This window comes from Rhizobium acidisoli (assembly GCF_002531755.2).
GTDB lineage: Bacteria > Pseudomonadota > Alphaproteobacteria > Rhizobiales > Rhizobiaceae > Rhizobium > Rhizobium acidisoli.
In genome coordinates, this window is record NZ_CP034998.1 from 2833285 (window position 1) to 2850718 (window position 17434).

At 61.7% G+C, this 17434-nt stretch carries 19 protein-coding genes and 1 pseudogene; 10 read left to right on the top strand and 10 right to left on the bottom strand.

Annotation, left to right across the window (positions count from 1 at the left end):
• The first annotated feature begins 27 nt into the window (after positions 1 to 27).
• Positions 28 to 483 (top strand): winged helix-turn-helix transcriptional regulator, encoded by a 456-nt coding sequence (locus CO657_RS14045; protein WP_082366259.1) that lies wholly within the window; start codon positions 28 to 30, stop codon positions 481 to 483.
• On the opposite strand, the gene CO657_RS14050 is transcribed toward CO657_RS14045, so the two are convergent.
• The 3 genes from CO657_RS14050 to CO657_RS14060 all read right to left on the bottom strand — a co-directional run bounded on the left by CO657_RS14050 (position 480) and on the right by CO657_RS14060 (position 3184).
• On the bottom strand, positions 480 to 1856 hold the full coding sequence (locus CO657_RS14050; protein WP_054182585.1) for an ATP-binding protein: 1377 nt from the start codon (positions 1854 to 1856) through the stop codon (positions 480 to 482). The two genes, CO657_RS14045 and CO657_RS14050, sit on opposite strands and share 4 nt — an antisense overlap.
• A gap of 134 nt (positions 1857 to 1990) precedes the next feature.
• Complete coding sequence (locus tag CO657_RS14055; RefSeq protein WP_003581129.1) at positions 1991 to 2692, bottom strand: response regulator; 702 nt, start codon at positions 2690 to 2692, stop codon at positions 1991 to 1993.
• Positions 2693 to 3184 (bottom strand): MarR family winged helix-turn-helix transcriptional regulator, encoded by a 492-nt coding sequence (locus CO657_RS14060; RefSeq protein WP_012558487.1) that lies wholly within the window; start codon positions 3182 to 3184, stop codon positions 2693 to 2695.
• A gap of 210 nt (positions 3185 to 3394) precedes the next feature.
• On the opposite strand from CO657_RS14060, the pseudogene CO657_RS14065 reads away from it, so the two are divergent.
• A pseudogene (locus tag CO657_RS14065) lies at positions 3395 to 3538 on the top strand (branched-chain amino acid aminotransferase); the annotation flags it as partial.
• 160 nt (positions 3539 to 3698) lie between these two features.
• On the opposite strand, the gene CO657_RS14070 reads toward CO657_RS14065, so the two are convergent.
• Positions 3699 to 3968: a hypothetical protein gene (locus CO657_RS14070; RefSeq protein ID WP_054182583.1), complete on the bottom strand. Its 270-nt coding sequence runs from the start codon at positions 3966 to 3968 to the stop codon at positions 3699 to 3701.
• 188 nt (positions 3969 to 4156) lie between these two features.
• A complete protein-coding gene (locus CO657_RS14075) occupies positions 4157 to 4774 on the bottom strand; it encodes a DUF1236 domain-containing protein (RefSeq protein ID WP_054182582.1) in 618 nt (205 codons plus the stop codon).
• 287 nt (positions 4775 to 5061) lie between these two features.
• On the opposite strand from CO657_RS14075, the gene CO657_RS14080 reads away from it, so the two are divergent.
• Positions 5062 to 5715, top strand: a complete 654-nt coding sequence (locus tag CO657_RS14080) for an MBL fold metallo-hydrolase (protein ID WP_012558490.1) — start codon at positions 5062 to 5064, stop codon at positions 5713 to 5715.
• Positions 5716 to 5730: 15 nt separating this feature from the next.
• On the opposite strand, the gene CO657_RS14085 is transcribed toward CO657_RS14080, so the two are convergent.
• The 4 genes from CO657_RS14085 to CO657_RS14100 all read right to left on the bottom strand — a co-directional run bounded on the left by CO657_RS14085 (position 5731) and on the right by CO657_RS14100 (position 8267).
• Entirely contained in the window at positions 5731 to 6072 is a 342-nt protein-coding gene (locus CO657_RS14085; protein WP_054182581.1) for a tRNA-binding protein, read from the bottom strand.
• 114 nt (positions 6073 to 6186) lie between these two features.
• Positions 6187 to 7014, bottom strand: a complete 828-nt coding sequence (gene proC, locus CO657_RS14090; protein WP_054182580.1) for a pyrroline-5-carboxylate reductase — start codon at positions 7012 to 7014, stop codon at positions 6187 to 6189.
• Position 7015: 1 nt separating this feature from the next.
• Positions 7016 to 7516 (bottom strand): type III secretion system chaperone family protein, encoded by a 501-nt coding sequence (locus CO657_RS14095; protein ID WP_003541709.1) that lies wholly within the window; start codon positions 7514 to 7516, stop codon positions 7016 to 7018.
• 490 nt (positions 7517 to 8006) lie between these two features.
• Complete coding sequence (locus CO657_RS14100; protein ID WP_003581142.1) at positions 8007 to 8267, bottom strand: accessory factor UbiK family protein; 261 nt, start codon at positions 8265 to 8267, stop codon at positions 8007 to 8009.
• Between the two features lie 203 nt (positions 8268 to 8470).
• Between CO657_RS14100 and lgt the strand changes: the two genes are divergently transcribed.
• The 6 genes from lgt to CO657_RS14130 all read left to right on the top strand — a co-directional run bounded on the left by lgt (position 8471) and on the right by CO657_RS14130 (position 14452).
• Positions 8471 to 9319: a prolipoprotein diacylglyceryl transferase gene (gene lgt, locus CO657_RS14105; protein WP_054182579.1), complete on the top strand. Its 849-nt coding sequence runs from the start codon at positions 8471 to 8473 to the stop codon at positions 9317 to 9319.
• Between the two features lie 19 nt (positions 9320 to 9338).
• On the top strand, positions 9339 to 10439 hold the full coding sequence (locus CO657_RS14110) for a class I SAM-dependent methyltransferase (protein ID WP_003593087.1): 1101 nt from the start codon (positions 9339 to 9341) through the stop codon (positions 10437 to 10439).
• Positions 10440 to 10550: 111 nt separating this feature from the next.
• Entirely contained in the window at positions 10551 to 11345 is a 795-nt protein-coding gene (pgeF, locus tag CO657_RS14115; RefSeq protein ID WP_054182578.1) for a peptidoglycan editing factor PgeF, read from the top strand.
• A 5-nt stretch (positions 11346 to 11350) separates the two neighbouring features.
• Positions 11351 to 12502, top strand: coding sequence for a M24 family metallopeptidase (locus CO657_RS14120; RefSeq protein WP_012558495.1), 1152 nt, complete (start codon positions 11351 to 11353; stop codon positions 12500 to 12502).
• 90 nt (positions 12503 to 12592) lie between these two features.
• The gene (locus CO657_RS14125; RefSeq protein WP_054182577.1) at positions 12593 to 13414 is read left to right on the top strand and encodes a hypothetical protein; all 822 of its coding nucleotides are present in this window, start codon (positions 12593 to 12595) and stop codon (positions 13412 to 13414) included.
• 105 nt (positions 13415 to 13519) lie between these two features.
• Positions 13520 to 14452, top strand: a complete 933-nt coding sequence (locus CO657_RS14130) for a ribose-phosphate pyrophosphokinase (protein ID WP_003593082.1) — start codon at positions 13520 to 13522, stop codon at positions 14450 to 14452.
• A gap of 377 nt (positions 14453 to 14829) precedes the next feature.
• Here the strand turns inward: CO657_RS14130 and CO657_RS14135 are convergent, their stop codons facing one another.
• On the bottom strand, positions 14830 to 16374 hold the full coding sequence (locus tag CO657_RS14135) for a hypothetical protein (protein ID WP_054182576.1): 1545 nt from the start codon (positions 16372 to 16374) through the stop codon (positions 14830 to 14832).
• A gap of 343 nt (positions 16375 to 16717) precedes the next feature.
• Here CO657_RS14135 and CO657_RS14140 point away from each other — a divergent pair, with 343 nt between their 5' ends.
• Positions 16718 to 17326: a 50S ribosomal protein L25/general stress protein Ctc gene (locus tag CO657_RS14140; protein WP_003593080.1), complete on the top strand. Its 609-nt coding sequence runs from the start codon at positions 16718 to 16720 to the stop codon at positions 17324 to 17326.
• The last annotated feature ends 108 nt before the right edge of the window (positions 17327 to 17434 follow it).

A 17434-nucleotide genomic window follows, 5' to 3' on the forward strand; every position in this document is an offset into this window, starting at 1 on the left:
CTTCCTTCTTTGGTTCCCGGCTCATGTATGGTCTATTGTATCCGATCGAAAGAAGGTACCCGGACGATCTATACACACCTTGAGGTAACTGACTTGAGCGACATGTTCGATTTCTGCTCCTCCATGACGGACGAACAGGATGCGCGCGCCCGCGAACTGATCGAGCGCGCGGCGGCGAAATGGCCGCTGCGCATCCTGCACGTGCTCTCCGATGCCGGCGCACCCTTGCGCTTCTCGCGCCTCATGGAGAGGGTCGAGGGCATCAGCCAGAAAGTGCTGACGCAGACGCTGCGCACTCTCGAAAGAGACGGCCTCATCATCCGCACGCTCTATCCGCAAGTGCCGCCGCGCGTTGAATATGAGTTGACGCCGCTCGGACGCGACCTCCTCATACAGGTCGCAGCGCTTTGGCGCTGGATCGTCGAACGGCTTGGCGATTTCGATGCGCGCAAGGCCGTGAGGCTGACTGTGGCAGGCGTTTAGGCCGGAATGCGGATCGTTGCTCTCAGCCCGCCGAGCGGGCTGTCGCCAAGGGTGACGTTGCCGCCGTGACTGCGGGCGATATCGCGGGCGATCGCAAGGCCGAGCCCGGTGCCCGAGGCGTCGAGGTTGCGCGCCGCGTCCAGCCGGAAGAACGGCTTGAACACGTCCTCGCGATTCTTTTCCGGAATGCCCGGCCCGTCGTCGTCGAAGATGACCGTCAACCATTTGGCACTGTGCTTGGCCTCGATGTCGAGCCTGCCGGCATAACGCCGCGCATTCGAGGCAAGGTTGGTGACGAGACGCATGAAAGCGTTCGGCCTGACGGATATGTCGTCATCGCCTTCGATCGAATAGCTGAATGTCTTGCCGTGCAGGGCGAAATCGGATTCCAGCTTTGCGAAGACCTCGCTGAGTTTCAGCTCGCCGACATCCTCTTCGACCTCGCCGCGTGCGAAGGCCGTATAGGCCTCCAGCATGGCCTGCATATCGTCGACGTCGTCGTTCAGCCCATGCAGGTCGGGATTGTCGCCGGCAAGTGCCAGCTGCAGCTTGAAGCGGGTGAGGATAGTGCGCAGATCATGGCTGACGCCGGATAGCATCGCGGTGCGCTGCTCGATCTGCCGCTCGATTCGCTCGCGCATCAGGATAAAGGCAAGGCCGGCACGCCGGACCTCGTCGGCGCCGCGCGGATAGAAATTATCGGGTTTCTGCCCCTTGCCGAAGCTTTCGGCCGCGCGCGCCAAGGTCAGGATTGGCCGGATTTGCCCACGCAGGAAGAGGATCGAGATGCCGATCAGCACCAGCGAGGTGCCGACCATCCAGACGATGAAGATATGCGTGTTCGAGGCATAGGTCTGGCTGCGCTTGGTCAGCACCCTGAGGATCTTGTTGTCGAGCTTGATGCGGATCTCGACGAGGTTCGAGTTGCCGACAGTGTCGATCCAGAAAGGCCGGTGAATCTCGTCGGTGATCTCGTCGCTGAGGATGCCGTCGAGGATCGAGAAGAACGGCTTGACGCGCGGCGGCGGCAGGTCGCCATCCGGCTCGATTGAGATCTGCAGGCTGAGCTGATCGCGGGCGATACGGATGATCTCGTTATAGTCAGAATTCTGCGGGTAGGTCTCGATGATCTCGATAATCGCGGCGATGTCACGGGTGACGGCAAGCGACAGCCGCTCCGTCACCATCTGCCAGTGGCGCTCCATGAAGACGGCGGCGACGACGGATTGCAGCAGCACCATCGGAATGATGATGATGAGCAGCGAGCGCGCGTAAAGCCCGGTCGGCAGCCGCCGGCGCAGCCAGCGGACGACCGAGCGCCAGCCTGGCGCAGAATTGCGGTCTTCCCGCCGCAAGCTGTCGATCGTCACCATCAGCGCCGGTCCTGGCCTCTATCCCTAGCTCTAAAGCGCGTCGCGATCTTTCAGATTCGCTTCTTGCGCTTTAGGTCTTTGTTTTTCCGCATGTCGTTGCCGCAAAGCCGCTGCACAGTTTTGCGCGACATGCTTTAGTCGATGCTCAGCCTGTATCCGATGCCGCGCACGGTCTGCAGCCAGACTGGATTGGCCGGATCATCCTCGATCTTACGCCGCAGCCGGTTGATCTGTACGTCGATCGTCCGCTCGCCGACCTCGGTGTCGTTGCCGATCAGCTCATGGCGGGGGATCGTGTCGCCGGCGCGCCGTGCAAAGAGCAGCATGATCTCCTGCTCGCGGTCGGTCAGCCGGATCACCTCGCTGGCTTTCTTCAGCTCCTTGCGGGTCAGCGAGAATGTGTAGGGGCCGAACATCACCTGTTCGATCTTCGGTCCCTCCCCGCCGGCATTGCGACGCAGGATGTTGTTGATGCGCAGCACCAGTTCGCGCGGATCGAAGGGCTTGGAAAGATAGTCGTCGGCGCCGGCCTCGAGGCCCTCGATGCGGTTGCCGGACTCTGCCAACGCCGTCAGCATGATGATCGGCACATTCTTGATGGCGCGAAGCCCGCGGGTGACGTCGATGCCGGATTCGCCCGGCATCATCACATCCATGATGATCAGGTCGAAATCGAGACCCGCGAGCTTGCGCTGCGCCTCGGCGCCGTCGGCGGCGACGGTAACGCGGAAGCCGTTCTCGGCGAGATAACGATTGAGCAGCGCGCGGATGCGCGAGTCGTCGTCGACCACCAGCAGATGCGCCGCATCGTCGGAAATACCTGTCTTGACCGCCATTCAATCCGCCTTCTGTCTGTCCCGCATGCCTCTAAGGAAAGCTTTTACGCCCTCCCGCACCTCCGCAGAAGCCCCTTCGAATGCCCGCTCAATGCGGCGCGATTGCGGCTCGGCAAGAGCAAGCGCCAGCTCTCGTCCCGATTTCGTTGGATAAAGCTTGCGCTGCCGCCGGTCCTCAGGCCCCGCCACCTGGCGAATATAGCCTGAATCGATCAGCTGTTTCAGCACCCTTGCAAGGCTCTGCTTGGTGATCTTCAGCGTATCGAGAAGATCGGCCACCGTCATGCCGGGGTTGCGGTTGACGAAATGCACGACGCGGTGATGCGCCCGCCCGAAACCGCTTGTTTCGAGGATGGCGTCAGGATCGGAAACGAAGTCGCGATAGGCGAAGAAGAACAGCTCGATGATCTCGAAATCGATGATGTCGGTATCTTCCATCGGCGTGGCCAGCGGCTCTGGCTTGCCTGCTTTCGGGCCGGTCTGTCGTGACACGCGGCATTCCTTTCTCTTCCCGCCCCCGCGGGAAACTTTCGCCAAGATATGTCAGCTTTGTTGACATAAATTTGCGTCACTGTTCCCTGGAAACCAAGGCCCGCCCGGCACTCCGACGCAATACGCGATTTCCCCTTGCATCTGTGGATAAAACGTAATGGGGACAACAATCAACAGGCATGGCGCTTGAAGCGCCGGAGGAGACCAGGGATGGCTTCAGTTCCTTTCGGCCAGCTGGACGGCGAAATACGGTTCAACGGCGAATTCGTCGCCTGGAAGGACGCCAAGATCTACGTGCTGACCCACGGCCTGCATAATGCCAGCGCCGTCTTCGAAGGCGAGCGCGCCTACGGGTGTTAACCAGGGCCTGAAACTTGACCACATGAAGGAAGTCTATCCGGCGGCGACCGCCGCCGGATAAGACGTCTTGCGCAATCGGCTTGGCAATTCAAAGCGTTAGAGCGCCGCACGGCTCCAAGGACGCGCGGCGCTCAGATGAATGCCCGCCGAGCATTTACCGATGCGCCCGTGCCATGACCAGACCGGCGAGCGTCGAGAGAATGCCGCCGCCGATGAGGCCGCCGATACCGTCGGCGATCAGGCCGGTCATCGCCGCTTCCCCACCGACCATGCCGAGCAGCATACCGCCGGCGACACCGCCGATCGCGCCTGCGATCGTGCGGGCGACGACATTGATCGCATACTGCTTCAAGGCGGCGCTCGCGGCATTGCCGCCGATGGCACCGGCAATCAATTGTATGACGAGCGGAAGTAGCGCTTCCATGACTTTCCTCCTCTGGCGATCTCCCCGATCGCCGTTAATATGCCGAACTTTCGGCATATTAGTATTTTATCATATTCAGAAGGAAAGCGTTAAGAAAAAATCAACCCATGCGGGAGGCAAGGGAAGAAGGGGACGGGCCGGAAACGAGGCGGTCAGCCGACCGCCTCGTTGTGTTTTTACCGATTAGATTATTGATAAACGTAGACGATCCGGCGTGTACCGGGATCGACCAGCACCGGCCGGTCGTTGATCCTGGTATAGCGGTATTCGTAATCCGGGATCGACTGGAAGGTAACATCGGCGGGCACTTCGGCGCCGACGACGACATCACCGCCGAGCTGCACCGTCTGGCCGGGATTGGTGTCGATATAGGTGCGGACCGTCTCCGGCGGGGTGATGGTCTCGACAGCCCCGACCGGGCCGAGCAACTCGTCGCCCGGGGCCGGCTGCGGGTCGACGGGAACGACGCTGGCGGTCGACTCGTAGGTCACGACAGGAACGCCGATCTCGTCGCGGTGCTGTTCGACGATGACCTGGCTGCCGCCATTGTCGACCTGCAGATAATCGGCATAGACCCAGCCGCGCATGCCGTTGACGTCGACCCGGCACCAGCGGCTGCCTTCGATGCAGCCGTCGAGCACCGCGGTCGAGCCGCGGGTGGCAAGGCCGACCGCCGGATATTGCGGGCCGGGGCCGGCACGGACATTGAGATCGTTGACGGTCGTCGCCATCATCTCCGCCTGCGCCAGACCGCCGCTCGCCAGGAGCACGGCTCCGGCCAATAGAATGTTTCTCTTCAAGGTCATCTGAGCGTCTCCTTGGTTTCGATGGGCTGACAACGCATGGCGTTCCACGATGTTCCCCTCCAATGGCTAGAGTCAAAGACCGCATGCGGGAGGCTCTTCACAAACCATTGAAAAAATTTAACAAAACAAGGATTTCCGACCCGTGACGACACCATCGGAAGGCATAAATTCTTGTTGCAGCCCGTCTTTTTGACGTGAGGCAAGGCGGCAGACACGGAAAATTCCGGCTGTCCTTGACGCGGTTTCGGACTATACCCTGAGCATCCAAGACACCAAGCGAGGCACTTATGGGCATGCTCCAGGCCGGCGTCATTCCGGTGACACCCTTCCAGCAGAACTGCACGATCTTCTTCGATCCCGAGACCAAGGAAGGCGTCGTCGTCGATCCCGGCGGCGACGTGCCGCTGATCCTGCAGGCGATCGCGCAAAACGGCTTGATCATCAAGGAAATTTGGCTGACACACGGCCATCTCGACCATGCCGGCGGCGCCAGCGAGCTGAAGGAAGCCTTGGGCATTGACGTGGTCGGCCCGCATCAGGACGACCTGCCGCTGCTGCAGCGGATCGAGACCCAGGCCGAAAAATACGGCATATCGGGACTACGCAACGTCCTGCCTGACCGCTGGCTGAAGGATGGCGACAAAATCTCCTTCGGCGACCACGAGTTCGAGGTCTATCATGCGCCCGGTCATGCGCCGGGCCACGTCATCTATTTCAACCGGGCGCAGAATTTCGCCCATCTCGGCGACGTGCTCTTCAACGGCTCGATCGGCCGCACCGACCTGCCGGGCGGCAATCATCAGCAGCTTCTCGATTCAATCCGCGACAAGGTGCTGCCGCTCGGCGACGACGTCGGCTTCATCTGTGGCCATGGCCCCGGCAGCCGCATCGGCGATGAACGGCGCAGCAATCCATTTTTGCAGGAAATCAGAACCGGCTGAGCGTTCGGCGCGGGCTCACATCATCTTCCGGCCGTTCGGCACGGGCTGCTCGACAGCAGCAAGCACGATCGCGCCGCTCTCGTCCTCGAATCCCAGCGTCAGCACTTCCGAGCGGAACGGCCCGATCTGGCGCGGCGGGAAGTTGACGACACCGAGCACCTGCCGTCCGATCAGGCTTTCCGGCGTGTAATGCACGGTAATCTGAGCCGAGGATTTCTTCGTGCCGATCTCGGGACCGAAATCGATGACCAGCTTGATCGCCGGCTTGCGCGCTTCCGGAAAGGGACTGGCTTCGATGATCGTGCCGACACGAATGTCGACGCGCTCGAAATCGGCGTAGGCAATCTCCTCGGCCATATCGTCTCCGCTAGCGCGTCATTCCTTTGCGAAAATCGATCTCGATTTTCGCAAAGGAATGACGCGCATTCAAAATGTTAGAGCGTCCTTGGCGCGTCTTTGACGCGCGGCGCTCTAGCCGGCCAGTTCTTCGGCCCGCTTGCGCGCCGCCGCCAGTGCTGCGTCGAACAGAGGCTGCATGCCGTTTTCGGCCATCAGCACGGCAAGTGCGGCCGCCGTCGTGCCGCCGGGAGAGGTCACATTCTGCCGCAGCCGCGAAGCGTCGTCGGGGGACTGGTGCAAAAGTTCACCAGCCCCCGCGACTGTTTCCCGCGCAAGACGCATCGCGAGGTCCGCCTGCAGGCCGAGTTTACGGCCTGCCTCCGCCATGCATTCGACGAGATAGAACACATAGGCAGGACCGCTGCCCGAAAGCGCCGTCACGGCATCGATATCGGCCTCTGCAGGCACCCATTCCACAGGACCCGAGACGCTGAGAAGAGAATGGACACGCTCGCGCTGCTGAGTGCTGACCGCTGAATTGGCAAAGGCGCCGGTGACGCCGCGCCCGACCATGGCCGGTGTGTTCGGCATGGCTCGCACCATGGCGGCCTTGCCCAGATGTTTCTCGAGAAAGCCAAGCGTCTTGCCGGCAGCCACAGAGACGACGACCGTTTCCGGCCCGACGGCAGTTCTCACCGCCGGCAGCACCGTCTCCATCACCTGCGGCTTGACCGCGAGAAACAGCACGCCTGCCTTCAAATCCGCCGGAGCGGCGACAACATGGGTCGCGCCGGCCTCGCTGATCGTCGCCAGCATCGCCGACGACGGGCCGGGATCGACGACAAGCACGGCAGAGCCCGGCACGCCGCTTTTCAGCCAGCCGGAGAGCATTGCCCCGCCCATGTTTCCGGCGCCGATCAGGACGACGGGATTTGTCGAGGAGAAAGCGTTCGCGGGCATCTTATGCCTCGCCGACAGTTTCGAACAACACGGCTTCCATCGCCTTCGTCGCTTCCATGCCGGACCAGACGACGAACTGGAATGCCTGGAAATAGGCTTCGCAGGTATCGAGCGCGCTAGAAAGCAGCACTTCCACCTGGCGGTTGGTGGGCTCCGCACCGCCGGCGAGCAGCAGCGACTGGCGGAAGATGACGACATCTTCCTGGCGCCAGAGATCGAAATGCCCCATCAGCACCTGTCCGTTGATCGCCGAGAGCAGCTTGACCACCTCGTTGACCCTGATGTCGGGAACTTTGATATCGAAGGCGCAGCCAAGGTGCAGTGCCTCGAATTCCTCCATCCAGGAGAAGGAGACGTGGTAGTCCGTCCAGCGACCCTCGACCGTCATCGCGATCTCGTCCTCGCCGGACCGTTCGAACGACCAGTCGTTGTTGGAGGCAACGTACTCGATCATATCGACCGGGTTCGACTGACGCTCGACTTCCAATTCCATCAGGTTCATGCAGCACCTTCTTGACCGGAACGAATGCGACCTAACTTTGTGTACGCACACAAGAAAGACACACGCAAATACCGGAACCACCACTCGGATGATCGTTGAACCGCTGCCAGACTTAACGCAGATAACCTGCCCGGAGCTTACCAAGTCGCTTCGAATCATCATTTAAAATCAGTGTATAATGCGCCTTGCCCCCTGCCAGCCCCCTGAGGGGAAAATAGGCCGGACCACTGTGGAAAGGCTCTTCGAAATTCAATTCAGAAGGGAGAATAAGCGACTCTGCGAATTGGCTTTTTTGGCAGTGTCCACAGGTGGAAAAACTCACCTTAATTTTTTGTGACGGATGCGACGTGTGGCATGAAGGCAACGCCGCATCTGCGTCATATCGGGACTTTCAGCCATGTCGCGCAAAACTGTTCAGCGGCTTTGCGCGACATGCGGGAAAACGAAGACCTGATGCGCAAGGAGCGAATCTGAAAGACCACGGCGCGCTTTAGTGGCCTTCGCCGGCAAGCCTCGCCTCGAGCGCCGCGATGCGGGCGGCAAGCGCCTCATTCTCATCGCGCGCCTTGATCGCCATCTCGCGCACGGCCTCGAACTCCTCGCGCTTGACGATATCCATGCTGTTCAGCCAACGCTCGGCCTGGGCGTTAAAGGCGGTTTCGATCTCCTTGCGGACGCCCTGGGCGGCACCGGCCGCATCGGTCATCAGCTTGGCGAACTCGTCCATGATGCGGTTCGTTCCGGTCGTCATGGCGTTTTTCTCCCTTCGCATGAGGTGAATTCAGCCCTTCGGGGCCTCAAGGATTGAGGTAGGGCTTCGCCATCCCCGATGCAAGCGCTTTGCATCGGAAACGCCCGCCGGAACCGGCCCGCCAAAGAGCCATCACGAACAATGGACTTGACCGTCCGGGATCGCAGCGGCATGTTCCGCGCAACCAAACAGGTGGGAAAACCTTGCCGACAGCAGCCAATCTCCTTGCCATCATGCCTTTTCCGGACATCGACCCGATCGCCTTTTCGATCGGCCCGCTGGCGATTCATTGGTACGGTCTTGCTTATGTCGCCGGCATCCTGCTCGGCTGGGCCTATGCGCGCCGTCTCGCCGCCAATGAAAGTCTCTGGCCCGGCAACGCCTCGCCGATGACACGGACGCAGCTCGACGATTTCATCGTCTGGGCGGCCCTTGGCGTCGTGCTTGGCGGTCGTCTCGGTTATATTTTCTTCTATGATCTCCCCGCCGTGCTGCGCAGTCCTGTCCGTGCGTTCGAGATCTGGAACGGCGGCATGTCCTTCCATGGCGGCCTGACCGGTACGACGATTGCCATGATCGTCTTTGCCCGCCGCAACGGCATTCCGATCTGGAGCCTGTTCGACATCGTCGCCACGGTCGTTCCCTTCGGCCTCTTCTTCGGCCGCATCGCCAATTTCATCAACGGCGAGCTCTGGGGCCGGCTGACCGACGTGCCCTGGGCGGTGGTTTTCCCGAGCGGCGGCCCCTTCGCCCGCCACCCGAGCCAGCTTTACGAAGCCGGCCTCGAAGGCATCGTTCTTCTGCTGGTGCTGGCCACCCTGGTGTATGGCATGCGCGCGCTGAAAAGCCCCGGCTTCATTACCGGCGTCTTCGTCTGCGGTTATGCCTTGTCGCGCATCTTCGTCGAATTCTTCCGCGAGCCTGACGCCCAGCTCGGTTACCTCCTCGGCACGAACTGGCTGACCATGGGCATGGTGCTCTCCTCCCCGATGATCCTGCTCGGCCTCTGGGCGATGCTCAGGGCCCGCCGCCAGGCTGCGTTGCAGCTCTGAAAACGGCAGGACGCGCGACATGACCACCGCTCTCGGCGAAAAGATCAAGGCGATCATCCAGGCCAACGGCCCGATCAGCGTCACCGATTATTTCTCGCTCTGCCTGGCCGATCCCGAACACGGCTATTACCGCACCCGCGAGCCCTTCGGCCGTTCGGGCGATTTCGTGACCGCGCCCGAGGTCAGCCAGATCTTCGGCGAAATGATCGGTGTCTTCATCGTCCATGCCTGGCAGCGCCACGGCACGCCGGCGGGCGTCCGCCTCGTCGAGATCGGTCCCGGCCGCGGCACCATGATGGCCGATATGCTGCGCGTCATCTCCCGCATCGCCCCGCCGCTGCTTGATGCCATGACCGTGCATCTCGTCGAAACCAGCGAGCGCCTGCGCGACGTCCAGAGCCAGACGCTCGAAGCTTACGGCGAAAAGATCGCCTGGCACGACGGCTTCGATGAAGTCCCGCCGGGCTTCACGCTGATCGCCGCCAACGAATTGTTCGACGCCATCCCGATCCGCCAGTTCGTCCGCATGCCGACGGGATTCCGCGAGCGCATGATCGGCATTGATGCCGATGGCGAACTGACCTTCGCCGCCGGCGTCGCCGGCCTCGATCCGGCACTTCTGCCCGAACCGGTGCAGAACCTGCCGCTCGGCACGCTCTTCGAGATCTCGCCCGCCCGCCAGGCCGTCATGATCGCGATCTGCGAGCGGCTGCGCGCCTTCGGCGGCACGGCGCTCGCGATCGATTACGGCCATCTCGTCACCGGTTTCGGCGATACGCTGCAGGCCGTGCGCATGCATGAATTCGATCCGCCGCTCGCCCATCCCGGTGAAGCCGATCTGACGAGCCATGTCGACTTCCAGCAGCTCGCCGAAACCGCACTTGCGGCCGGCGTCCATCTGAACGGCGCCCTGCATCAGGGTGATTTTCTGGCCGGTCTCGGCATCCTCGAACGTGCCGCCGCCCTCGGCCACGACCGCGAGCCGCAAACCCAGCAGGTCATCCAGGCGGCAGTCGACCGGCTCGCCGGCGCCGGTGAAGGCCGGATGGGCGAACTCTTCAAGGTGATGGCGGTCTCTCATCCCGCGGTCGACCTCATGCCCTTTCGCCCGGTGGATTGACAGGGCGCACGCGGCTGGTTCAACATCCGCGCGAACAAGAACTTGAAGCGCGCCGCCTGTGCGATGCGCTTGGGACAATAACAAACCCCTTAAAAAACCCCGGAATCACAGATGCAGGACGCGGCCTCTCCCGCACCGATCGAAAGCGCGCTGCTGAACGACGCGGCAGGCGGCACTATCCGCCACGGTTATTTCACCCGCGCCGGCGGCGTGTCCGAAGGGCTGTATCGCGGCCTCAATGTCGGCCTCGGCTCCCACGACGAACGCGACAAGGTCCTGGAGAACCGGCGCCGCGTCGCCGCCTGGTTCGACCTGCCGGTCGAGCGGCTGGCGACGGTGCATCAGGTCCATTCCCCTGATGTCGTGACCATCGATGCCGATTACGACGGCGCCCGCCCCGAAGCGGATGCGATGGTAACCCGCACCCCCGGCATCGTGCTTGGCGTGCTTGCCGCCGATTGCGGCCCGATCCTGTTCGCCGACCCGGACAATCGCGTCGTCGGCGCCGCCCATGCCGGCTGGAAGGGCGCGCTGACGGGCGTGCTCGAAAATACCATCGCTGCCATGGAAGCGCTGGGGGCGGACCGCGGGCGCATTATCGCCTGCCTCGGCCCCTCGATCAGTCAGGCAAGCTATGAGGTCGGGCCTGAGTTCGTCGAGCGTTTCGTCGCCGGGAACCCGGAAGATGCGCGTTTTTTCGTGCCTTCCGCAACCTACGGCCACGCCATGTTCGACCTGCCGGCGCTGACCGTCGACCGGCTGACGAAAGCCGGCGTGCGGGCCGAAAGCCTCGGCCTCTGCACCTATCCGGACAGCGAGCGCTTCTTTTCCTACCGCAGGACGACACATCGCAAGGAACCGGACTACGGCCGGCAGATTTCCGCGATATCAATCAGGGAGACGTGAGCAGAATGGCACTGCACTTCGAAAAGGCCGAATTCGCAAGCCGGCTTGCGCGCCTCACCGAGAAGATGAAAGAAGAAAAGCTCGACGCCCTGCTGCTCTTCGCCCAGGAAAGCATGTACTGGCTGACCGGCTACGACACCTTCGGCTACTGCTTCTTCCAGACGCTGGTCGTCAAGAGCGACGGCACCATGGCGCTGCTGACCCGCTCGGCCGATCTTCGCCAGGCCAGGCACACCTCGATCCTCGAGGACATCCATATCTGGGTCGACCGGGTCAATGCCGATCCGACGCTTGACCTGAAGAACCTGCTGGTCGAGATGGATCTGCTCGGCGCCCGCATCGGCGTCGAATATGACACGCACGGCATGACCGGCCGTATCTCGCGCCTGCTCGACGCGCAGCTGACCACCTTCGGCCAGATCACCGACGCTTCCTACCTCGTCAGTCGCCTGCGCCTTGTCAAAAGCCCGACCGAGGTCGCCTATGTCGAGCGCGCCGCCGTTCTCGCCGACGATGCGCTCGACGCCGCGATCCGGCTGACGAAGCCCGGCGCCGACGAGGCCGATATCCTCGCCGCCATGCAGGGCGCGATCTTTTCCGGCGGCGGCGACTATCCTGCCAACGAGTTCATCATCGGCTCCGGCGCCGATGCCCTGCTTTGCCGTTACAAGGCCGGCCGCCGCAAGCTCGACGCCAGCGACCAGCTGACGCTCGAATGGGCCGGCGCTTACGCGCATTACCACGCCGCCATGATGCGCACGATCGTCATCGGCGAGCCGATGCAACGCCACCGCGAACTCTATAATGCCTGCCGCGAAACCATCGAGGCGATCGAGACGGTGCTGAAGCCGGGCAACAGCTTCGGCGACGTCTTCGACATGCATGCCAGGATCATGGACGAACGCGGCCTTGCCCGCCACCGGCTGAACGCCTGCGGTTATTCGCTCGGCGCCCGCTTCTCGCCCTCCTGGATGGAGCATCAGATGTTCCATGTCGGCAATCCGCAGCCGATCGAGCCGAACATGTCGCTCTTCGTGCACATGATCATCGCCGATTCCGACACGGGCACGGCGATGACGCTCGGCCAGACCTATCTGACGACGGCGGATGCGCCGCGCGCGCTCTCCCGCCATCCGCTCGATTTCATCGGTCTTTGACCGATGAGAATCCGGAATTGACAGACATCAGCCGCCGCCCGCATAAATTCGGGTGGGGCTGATGCGATTGTGGGAAGGACGGATCAAGGGATGACGCGAGCTGCGATTGTGCCCACGCTCCTGGTCTTCACGGCCCTGCTGACCGCCTGCAACACCACCGATGCGCTGACGCCGCAGGTCGATATCGGCGATTCCTCCGCGCGCGCGTCGTCGAGCCCGGTAACGCAGAGCGAGGCCGAGCGTATGGCGGGTTCCCGCCAGCGGGTCTTCGCCCAAAGCTCCCAGCCGGGCGGCTACCATCCAGCTTACGATCAGTCGCAACAGACCTATCGACCCGGCACCGGCGCGCCGCCGACGACGATGCAGGAGCAGGCAGACGCCCTGTCGAGGAGCAGTTCCTCGCCGGCCGCCTCCGCCCCGATCGAGGAGCAATCGCTGCCGCCGCCGGCTTCCAGCGGTGAGCTTCCCGCACAACCGGCTCAACCGCCCGCCGGAGAACAGCCGCAGCAGACCGCCGCCCTCAACACCGGCGCCTCCTCTGCCCGCGGCAACACCGTGCGCTTCCTGCCGATCATCGGCGCGCCGGTTCAGGCAGTGACCCCGCTGTCGCGCCAGCTCGGCGCCGAGGCGCGCGCACACGGCCTTTCCATCAAGAGCTCGACCGACGCGAGCAGCGATTACATTCTCAAAGGCTACCTCTCCGCCTTCAGCGACGACGGCAAGGTCACCGTCGTCTATGTCTGGGACATTCTCGACAGCGCCGGCGGCCGCCTGCACCGCATCCAGGGGCAGGAAAGCGTGCCGACGGCAGCGGCCGATCCCTGGGCCGGCGTTCCTGCCTCGGTGATGCAGCAGATCGGCTCGAAAACCATCGCGGAATTCTCCTCCTGGCGGCAGACGCGGGGCGGTTAGTCACAAACTTTTTGCAAATATCAAAGCCTGTGGCGCCTTTGCCCTTGCATTCACGGGGAAGCTGGCTAAAAAGCGCGGCTATCAGCGCATAACAGGCGGACCAAAATGAAGGTTTTCGCAGGCAATTCGAACCGGCAACTCGCCGAAGCGATCTGCACCTATCTCAACGTTCCCTTGGGGAGAGCCAGTGTTCGAAGGTTTGCCGATCAGGAAATCTTCGTGGAAATCCAGGAAAATGTGCGCGGCGAGGACGTTTTCCTCGTGCAGCCCACCGCCTTCCCTGCCAACGACCACCTGATGGAACTGCTGATCATGATCGACGCGATGCGCCGTTCTTCAGCCCGTCGCATCACGGCCGTGCTTCCCTATTTCGGCTATGCGCGTCAGGACCGTCGCGCCTCGGGCCGCACACCGATCTCCGCCAAGCTGGTCGCAAACCTCATTACCGAAGCCGGCGCCGACCGCGTCATGACGCTCGATCTCCATGCCGGGCAGATCCAGGGCTTCTTCGATATCCCCACAGACAATCTCTTCGCCCTGCCCGTGCTGACGCGCGACATCAAGAGCCATTACGACCTCAGCAACGTCATGGTGGTCTCGCCGGATGTCGGCGGCGTGGTGCGTGCCCGCGCGCTTGCCAAGCGGCTGGACTGTCTTCTGGCCATCGTCGACAAGCGTCGCGATCGGCCGGGTGAATCCGAAGTGATGAACATCATCGGCGACATCACCGGCAAGGACTGCCTGCTGATCGACGACATCGTCGATTCCGGCGGCACGCTCTGCAACGCCGCTGACGCGATGCTGGCCAAGGGCGCAGCCAGCGTCACCGCCTATATCACCCACGGCGTCCTATCCGGCGGCGCGGTCACCCGCGTCACGTCCTCGAAGCTTCGCGAACTCGTCATCACGGATTCGATCCAGCCGACCACGGCGGTGCTCTCGGCACATAATATCCGCATCGTGACGACGGCGCCGCTGATCGGCGAAGCCATCAGCCGAACGGCCCAGGAAGAGTCCGTCTCCAGCCTCTTCGATTAAAAAGAGCCGGCATTCGACCGGCTCTTGTATCAGATGGGCACAAATCAGTAGAAAATTGTCGCCCTAAGAGGTCGCCGCCTGCCCCTCATCCGGCTGCCGCCACCTTCTCCCCGCACGCGGGGCGAAGGGATATTGCCGAACCGGCTTTCCGTACCCTCGACGCTGCGTTTGGCCTCCCCGTTTTACGGGGGTCAGAAGGACGGGTCGAGACCAGCGGCTCGATCCCCGGTCGGGCTAGGGCGATGGCAGCCATCGGCGCGAACCCGACAGCAGTGGCACAAGGCCGAGGATGACGCCGGGTAAAGAACGGAGTTGGTCAACAAGCTGAAGCCGGCACAAGGCCGGCCTCATTTATTTCTTATCCCGATTGATAACGCTCAAGGCTGCTGCGGCGGCGCAGGTACCGCGTCCTCACCCTGATCCGGTTCCTGCTCCGGGTCTGGCACCAGTCCCTGATCTTGATCCGGGCCGTCCGCTTCCTTGACCACCTGTCCGTTGACGGAGATCGCGCCGTCGCGGCTGATGCTGATATCCCAGCGCGAGCGGCCATCGGCATCGGTCTTTGCGAAGCCCTTCACCATCATGATGCCGAAGGAAACCTGGTTGAGATCAGGATCCGTCTTGGCAAGCTCTTGAACCGCGGCGATCGTCTTGTCGAGATCGCGGGCAAGGATGGTCGCCTCCATCGAATAGTCCTTCTCGGTGTCGACCCGTCCCTCGATCTTGCCGGTCATGTCGATGTCGTAGACATTCGACTTGGCGCTGATCTTCGGAAACTCGACCGTGACCCGGCCGTCGCGGAAGAGCTTCTTGCCCATCTCCTCGCCGCTCGCCTCCGGCGCATTTTCCTTGAAATCCATCGCCATCAAGGCATCGCCAAAGCTGGCAAAGTCCAGATTCGGCACGGCAAGCTGCAGGTCGAAGCTGGTCGGCATGAATGTCGAATAGCTTGGCGGCATCAGCGGACTGGCGAGGCTGATATCATGCGCATTCATGCCGAAGCCGAAACGCAGCGCGTCGCTCGGCCCGTCCATGGCCACGTTATAGCCGAACTGCTTGACGCCACCATTGCCCATCTGGGTGCTGACGGTCAGATTGTTGACACCAATCGTCTCGCTGAACGAGGCAAGAAGCGGGAAAGATTCCTTGAGTATCCCCTTCACCTTGGCGCTGTTTTCGGGGCTCAGCTCCTTCTCGTCGGCATGATCGAGAATGAAGAAGACCATCTCGCGGATCTGCTTGGCCGGCAGAGCGTTTATCTTGGCTTCGACATCAATCGAGTCGGCACGGATTTCGACGGGCGGCATTTGCGCGCCGGAAACCTGCTCGACGAAAGTCGACGCCGAGCCGCTGCCGACGATATCGATACGCCCGTTGCCGCCGGCACTGTCGGTCGAACTCAGCTTCTGATCCATGCTGGCGATGCTGGCGCTGACTTCTTCGGTCTCGGACTTGCTGGTGAGCCTGATGTCCTTGGCCGTGGCGGTGCTGGAGCGCAGATAGCTGATCGCCGGATCGAAGACTCCGGCATAGACAAGCGAAGCGATGGAATAGGAGAAATCCGTCGGCTTTTCGTCGGGTCCTTTGAAATGACCGGAGACATCGAACTTATTGTCGCCTTCGATGTTCCAGAGGCCGCTGTCGAGCGGTGTGGCAAAGGTCGAGAACGGCGTCAATCCGTTGATGGTGAATTTTGAAGGGTCAGCTTTGGAAAGCAGCTTTGCCAGATCGTAGATGATTTCGTAGCGTGTGCCCGCCGGATTGACGGTGATCAGGCCGCTCTTTGCCAGATCCTCGGGAAGCAGCTTCGTCAGGTTGCCCTTGAGCGCATCGGCGCCGTTCTGGTTGATCTCGACACCCTGGGCGGTGGTGACAAGGCAAAGTGCCAGCAAGCTCGTTGCCGTGACAAGTTTAAGACGCATAGTCCGATTTCTCCTCAGCCGCTTTTTTGATTGCGGCATCCAAAGAGGGGAAGCGCGCCGATGTCAACCTCAGCTATAGCGGGACTGCTGATTTCACCACTTTGCGGGGCTGCGGAATTCGCAGCAGGCGCAAACATCGCCTTCCCGAACGTGGCATTCGGCTTGCCAGAAACAAGCCTGATCCACAACTTGCGTTTCCGAGCGACTTATAATATAGGCCACCGGTCCGTGTAGACACCCTTGGAGGCAACGCGGATGAGGACGGGGAAACCCGCCTCCGGTTCGACGGAACAAGGCTTCTGCCCGCCGACGAACTCTCCAAATAACCTCGAAAGGAATAGCCATGAGCCAGGAAACTTACGAGCTCAAGGCCGAGGCGCGCGAACGGGTTGGTAAGGGGTCCGCCCGTGAACTTCGCCGCAACGGTTTGATTCCCGCTGTCATCTATGGTGACAAGCAGGCCCCCATTTCCATCGCTCTCAACACCAATGAGGTGACGAAGCGCATTCACGCCGGCGGTTTCATGACCACCGTGGCAACGATCGAAGTCGACGGCAAGAAATACAAGGTTCTGCCGAAGGACTACCAGCTCGATCCGGTCCGTGACTTCACGATGCATGTCGATTTTCTGCGCGTCTCCGCCAATACCCAGGTGACCGTCGAAATCCCGGTTCACTTCATCAACGAAGAGAAGTCCCAGGGCCTCAAGGTCGGCGGCGTTCTGAACATCGTTCGCCATGAAGTCGAAGTTCACTGCCCGGCCGATGCGATCCCGGAATTCTTCAACGTTGACCTCAGCGGCAAGAAGATCGGCGACAGCATCCATATTTCGGAAGTCACTCTTCCGAAGGGCGTCACCACCGTGATCGACCGCGACTTCACGATCGCGACCATCATCGCTCCGGCTGCCGGCATCGACGAGAGCGCCGCGGAAGGCGAAGCCGAAGCCTGATCGCTTCGACATTTTTAAAACATGCGGCCCGCTTTCCCATGAACTGGGAGGGCGGGCTTTTCGTTGCCCGGCAAGCCCCTGTTTCAGCAACATTTAACGTATTCATGA

Excerpts from the sequence above, each read along its gene's own strand:
- pgeF (WP_054182578.1), top strand. The coding sequence starts at position 10,551 with ATGCAGGACGCGGCCTCTCCCGCACCGATCGAAAGCGCGCTGCTGAAC.
- CO657_RS14140 (WP_003593080.1), top strand. The coding sequence starts at position 16,718 with ATGAGCCAGGAAACTTACGAGCTCAAGGCCGAGGCGCGCGAACGGGTT.
- CO657_RS14130 (WP_003593082.1), top strand. The coding sequence starts at position 13,520 with ATGAAGGTTTTCGCAGGCAATTCGAACCGGCAACTCGCCGAAGCGATC.
- CO657_RS14095 (WP_003541709.1), bottom strand. The coding sequence starts at position 7,516 with ATGAACCTGATGGAATTGGAAGTCGAGCGTCAGTCGAACCCGGTCGAT.
- proC (WP_054182580.1), bottom strand. The coding sequence starts at position 7,014 with ATGCCCGCGAACGCTTTCTCCTCGACAAATCCCGTCGTCCTGATCGGC.
- CO657_RS14120 (WP_012558495.1), top strand. The coding sequence starts at position 11,351 with ATGGCACTGCACTTCGAAAAGGCCGAATTCGCAAGCCGGCTTGCGCGC.
- CO657_RS14075 (WP_054182582.1), bottom strand. The coding sequence starts at position 4,774 with ATGACCTTGAAGAGAAACATTCTATTGGCCGGAGCCGTGCTCCTGGCG.
- CO657_RS14100 (WP_003581142.1), bottom strand. The coding sequence starts at position 8,267 with ATGACGACCGGAACGAACCGCATCATGGACGAGTTCGCCAAGCTGATG.
- CO657_RS14085 (WP_054182581.1), bottom strand. The coding sequence starts at position 6,072 with ATGGCCGAGGAGATTGCCTACGCCGATTTCGAGCGCGTCGACATTCGT.
- CO657_RS14070 (WP_054182583.1), bottom strand. The coding sequence starts at position 3,968 with ATGGAAGCGCTACTTCCGCTCGTCATACAATTGATTGCCGGTGCCATC.
- CO657_RS14045 (WP_082366259.1), top strand. The coding sequence starts at position 28 with ATGGTCTATTGTATCCGATCGAAAGAAGGTACCCGGACGATCTATACA.
- CO657_RS14110 (WP_003593087.1), top strand. The coding sequence starts at position 9,339 with ATGACCACCGCTCTCGGCGAAAAGATCAAGGCGATCATCCAGGCCAAC.
- CO657_RS14080 (WP_012558490.1), top strand. The coding sequence starts at position 5,062 with ATGGGCATGCTCCAGGCCGGCGTCATTCCGGTGACACCCTTCCAGCAG.
- CO657_RS14055 (WP_003581129.1), bottom strand. The coding sequence starts at position 2,692 with ATGGCGGTCAAGACAGGTATTTCCGACGATGCGGCGCATCTGCTGGTG.
- CO657_RS14050 (WP_054182585.1), bottom strand. The coding sequence starts at position 1,856 with ATGGTGACGATCGACAGCTTGCGGCGGGAAGACCGCAATTCTGCGCCA.
- CO657_RS14135 (WP_054182576.1), bottom strand. The coding sequence starts at position 16,374 with ATGCGTCTTAAACTTGTCACGGCAACGAGCTTGCTGGCACTTTGCCTT.
- CO657_RS14125 (WP_054182577.1), top strand. The coding sequence starts at position 12,593 with ATGACGCGAGCTGCGATTGTGCCCACGCTCCTGGTCTTCACGGCCCTG.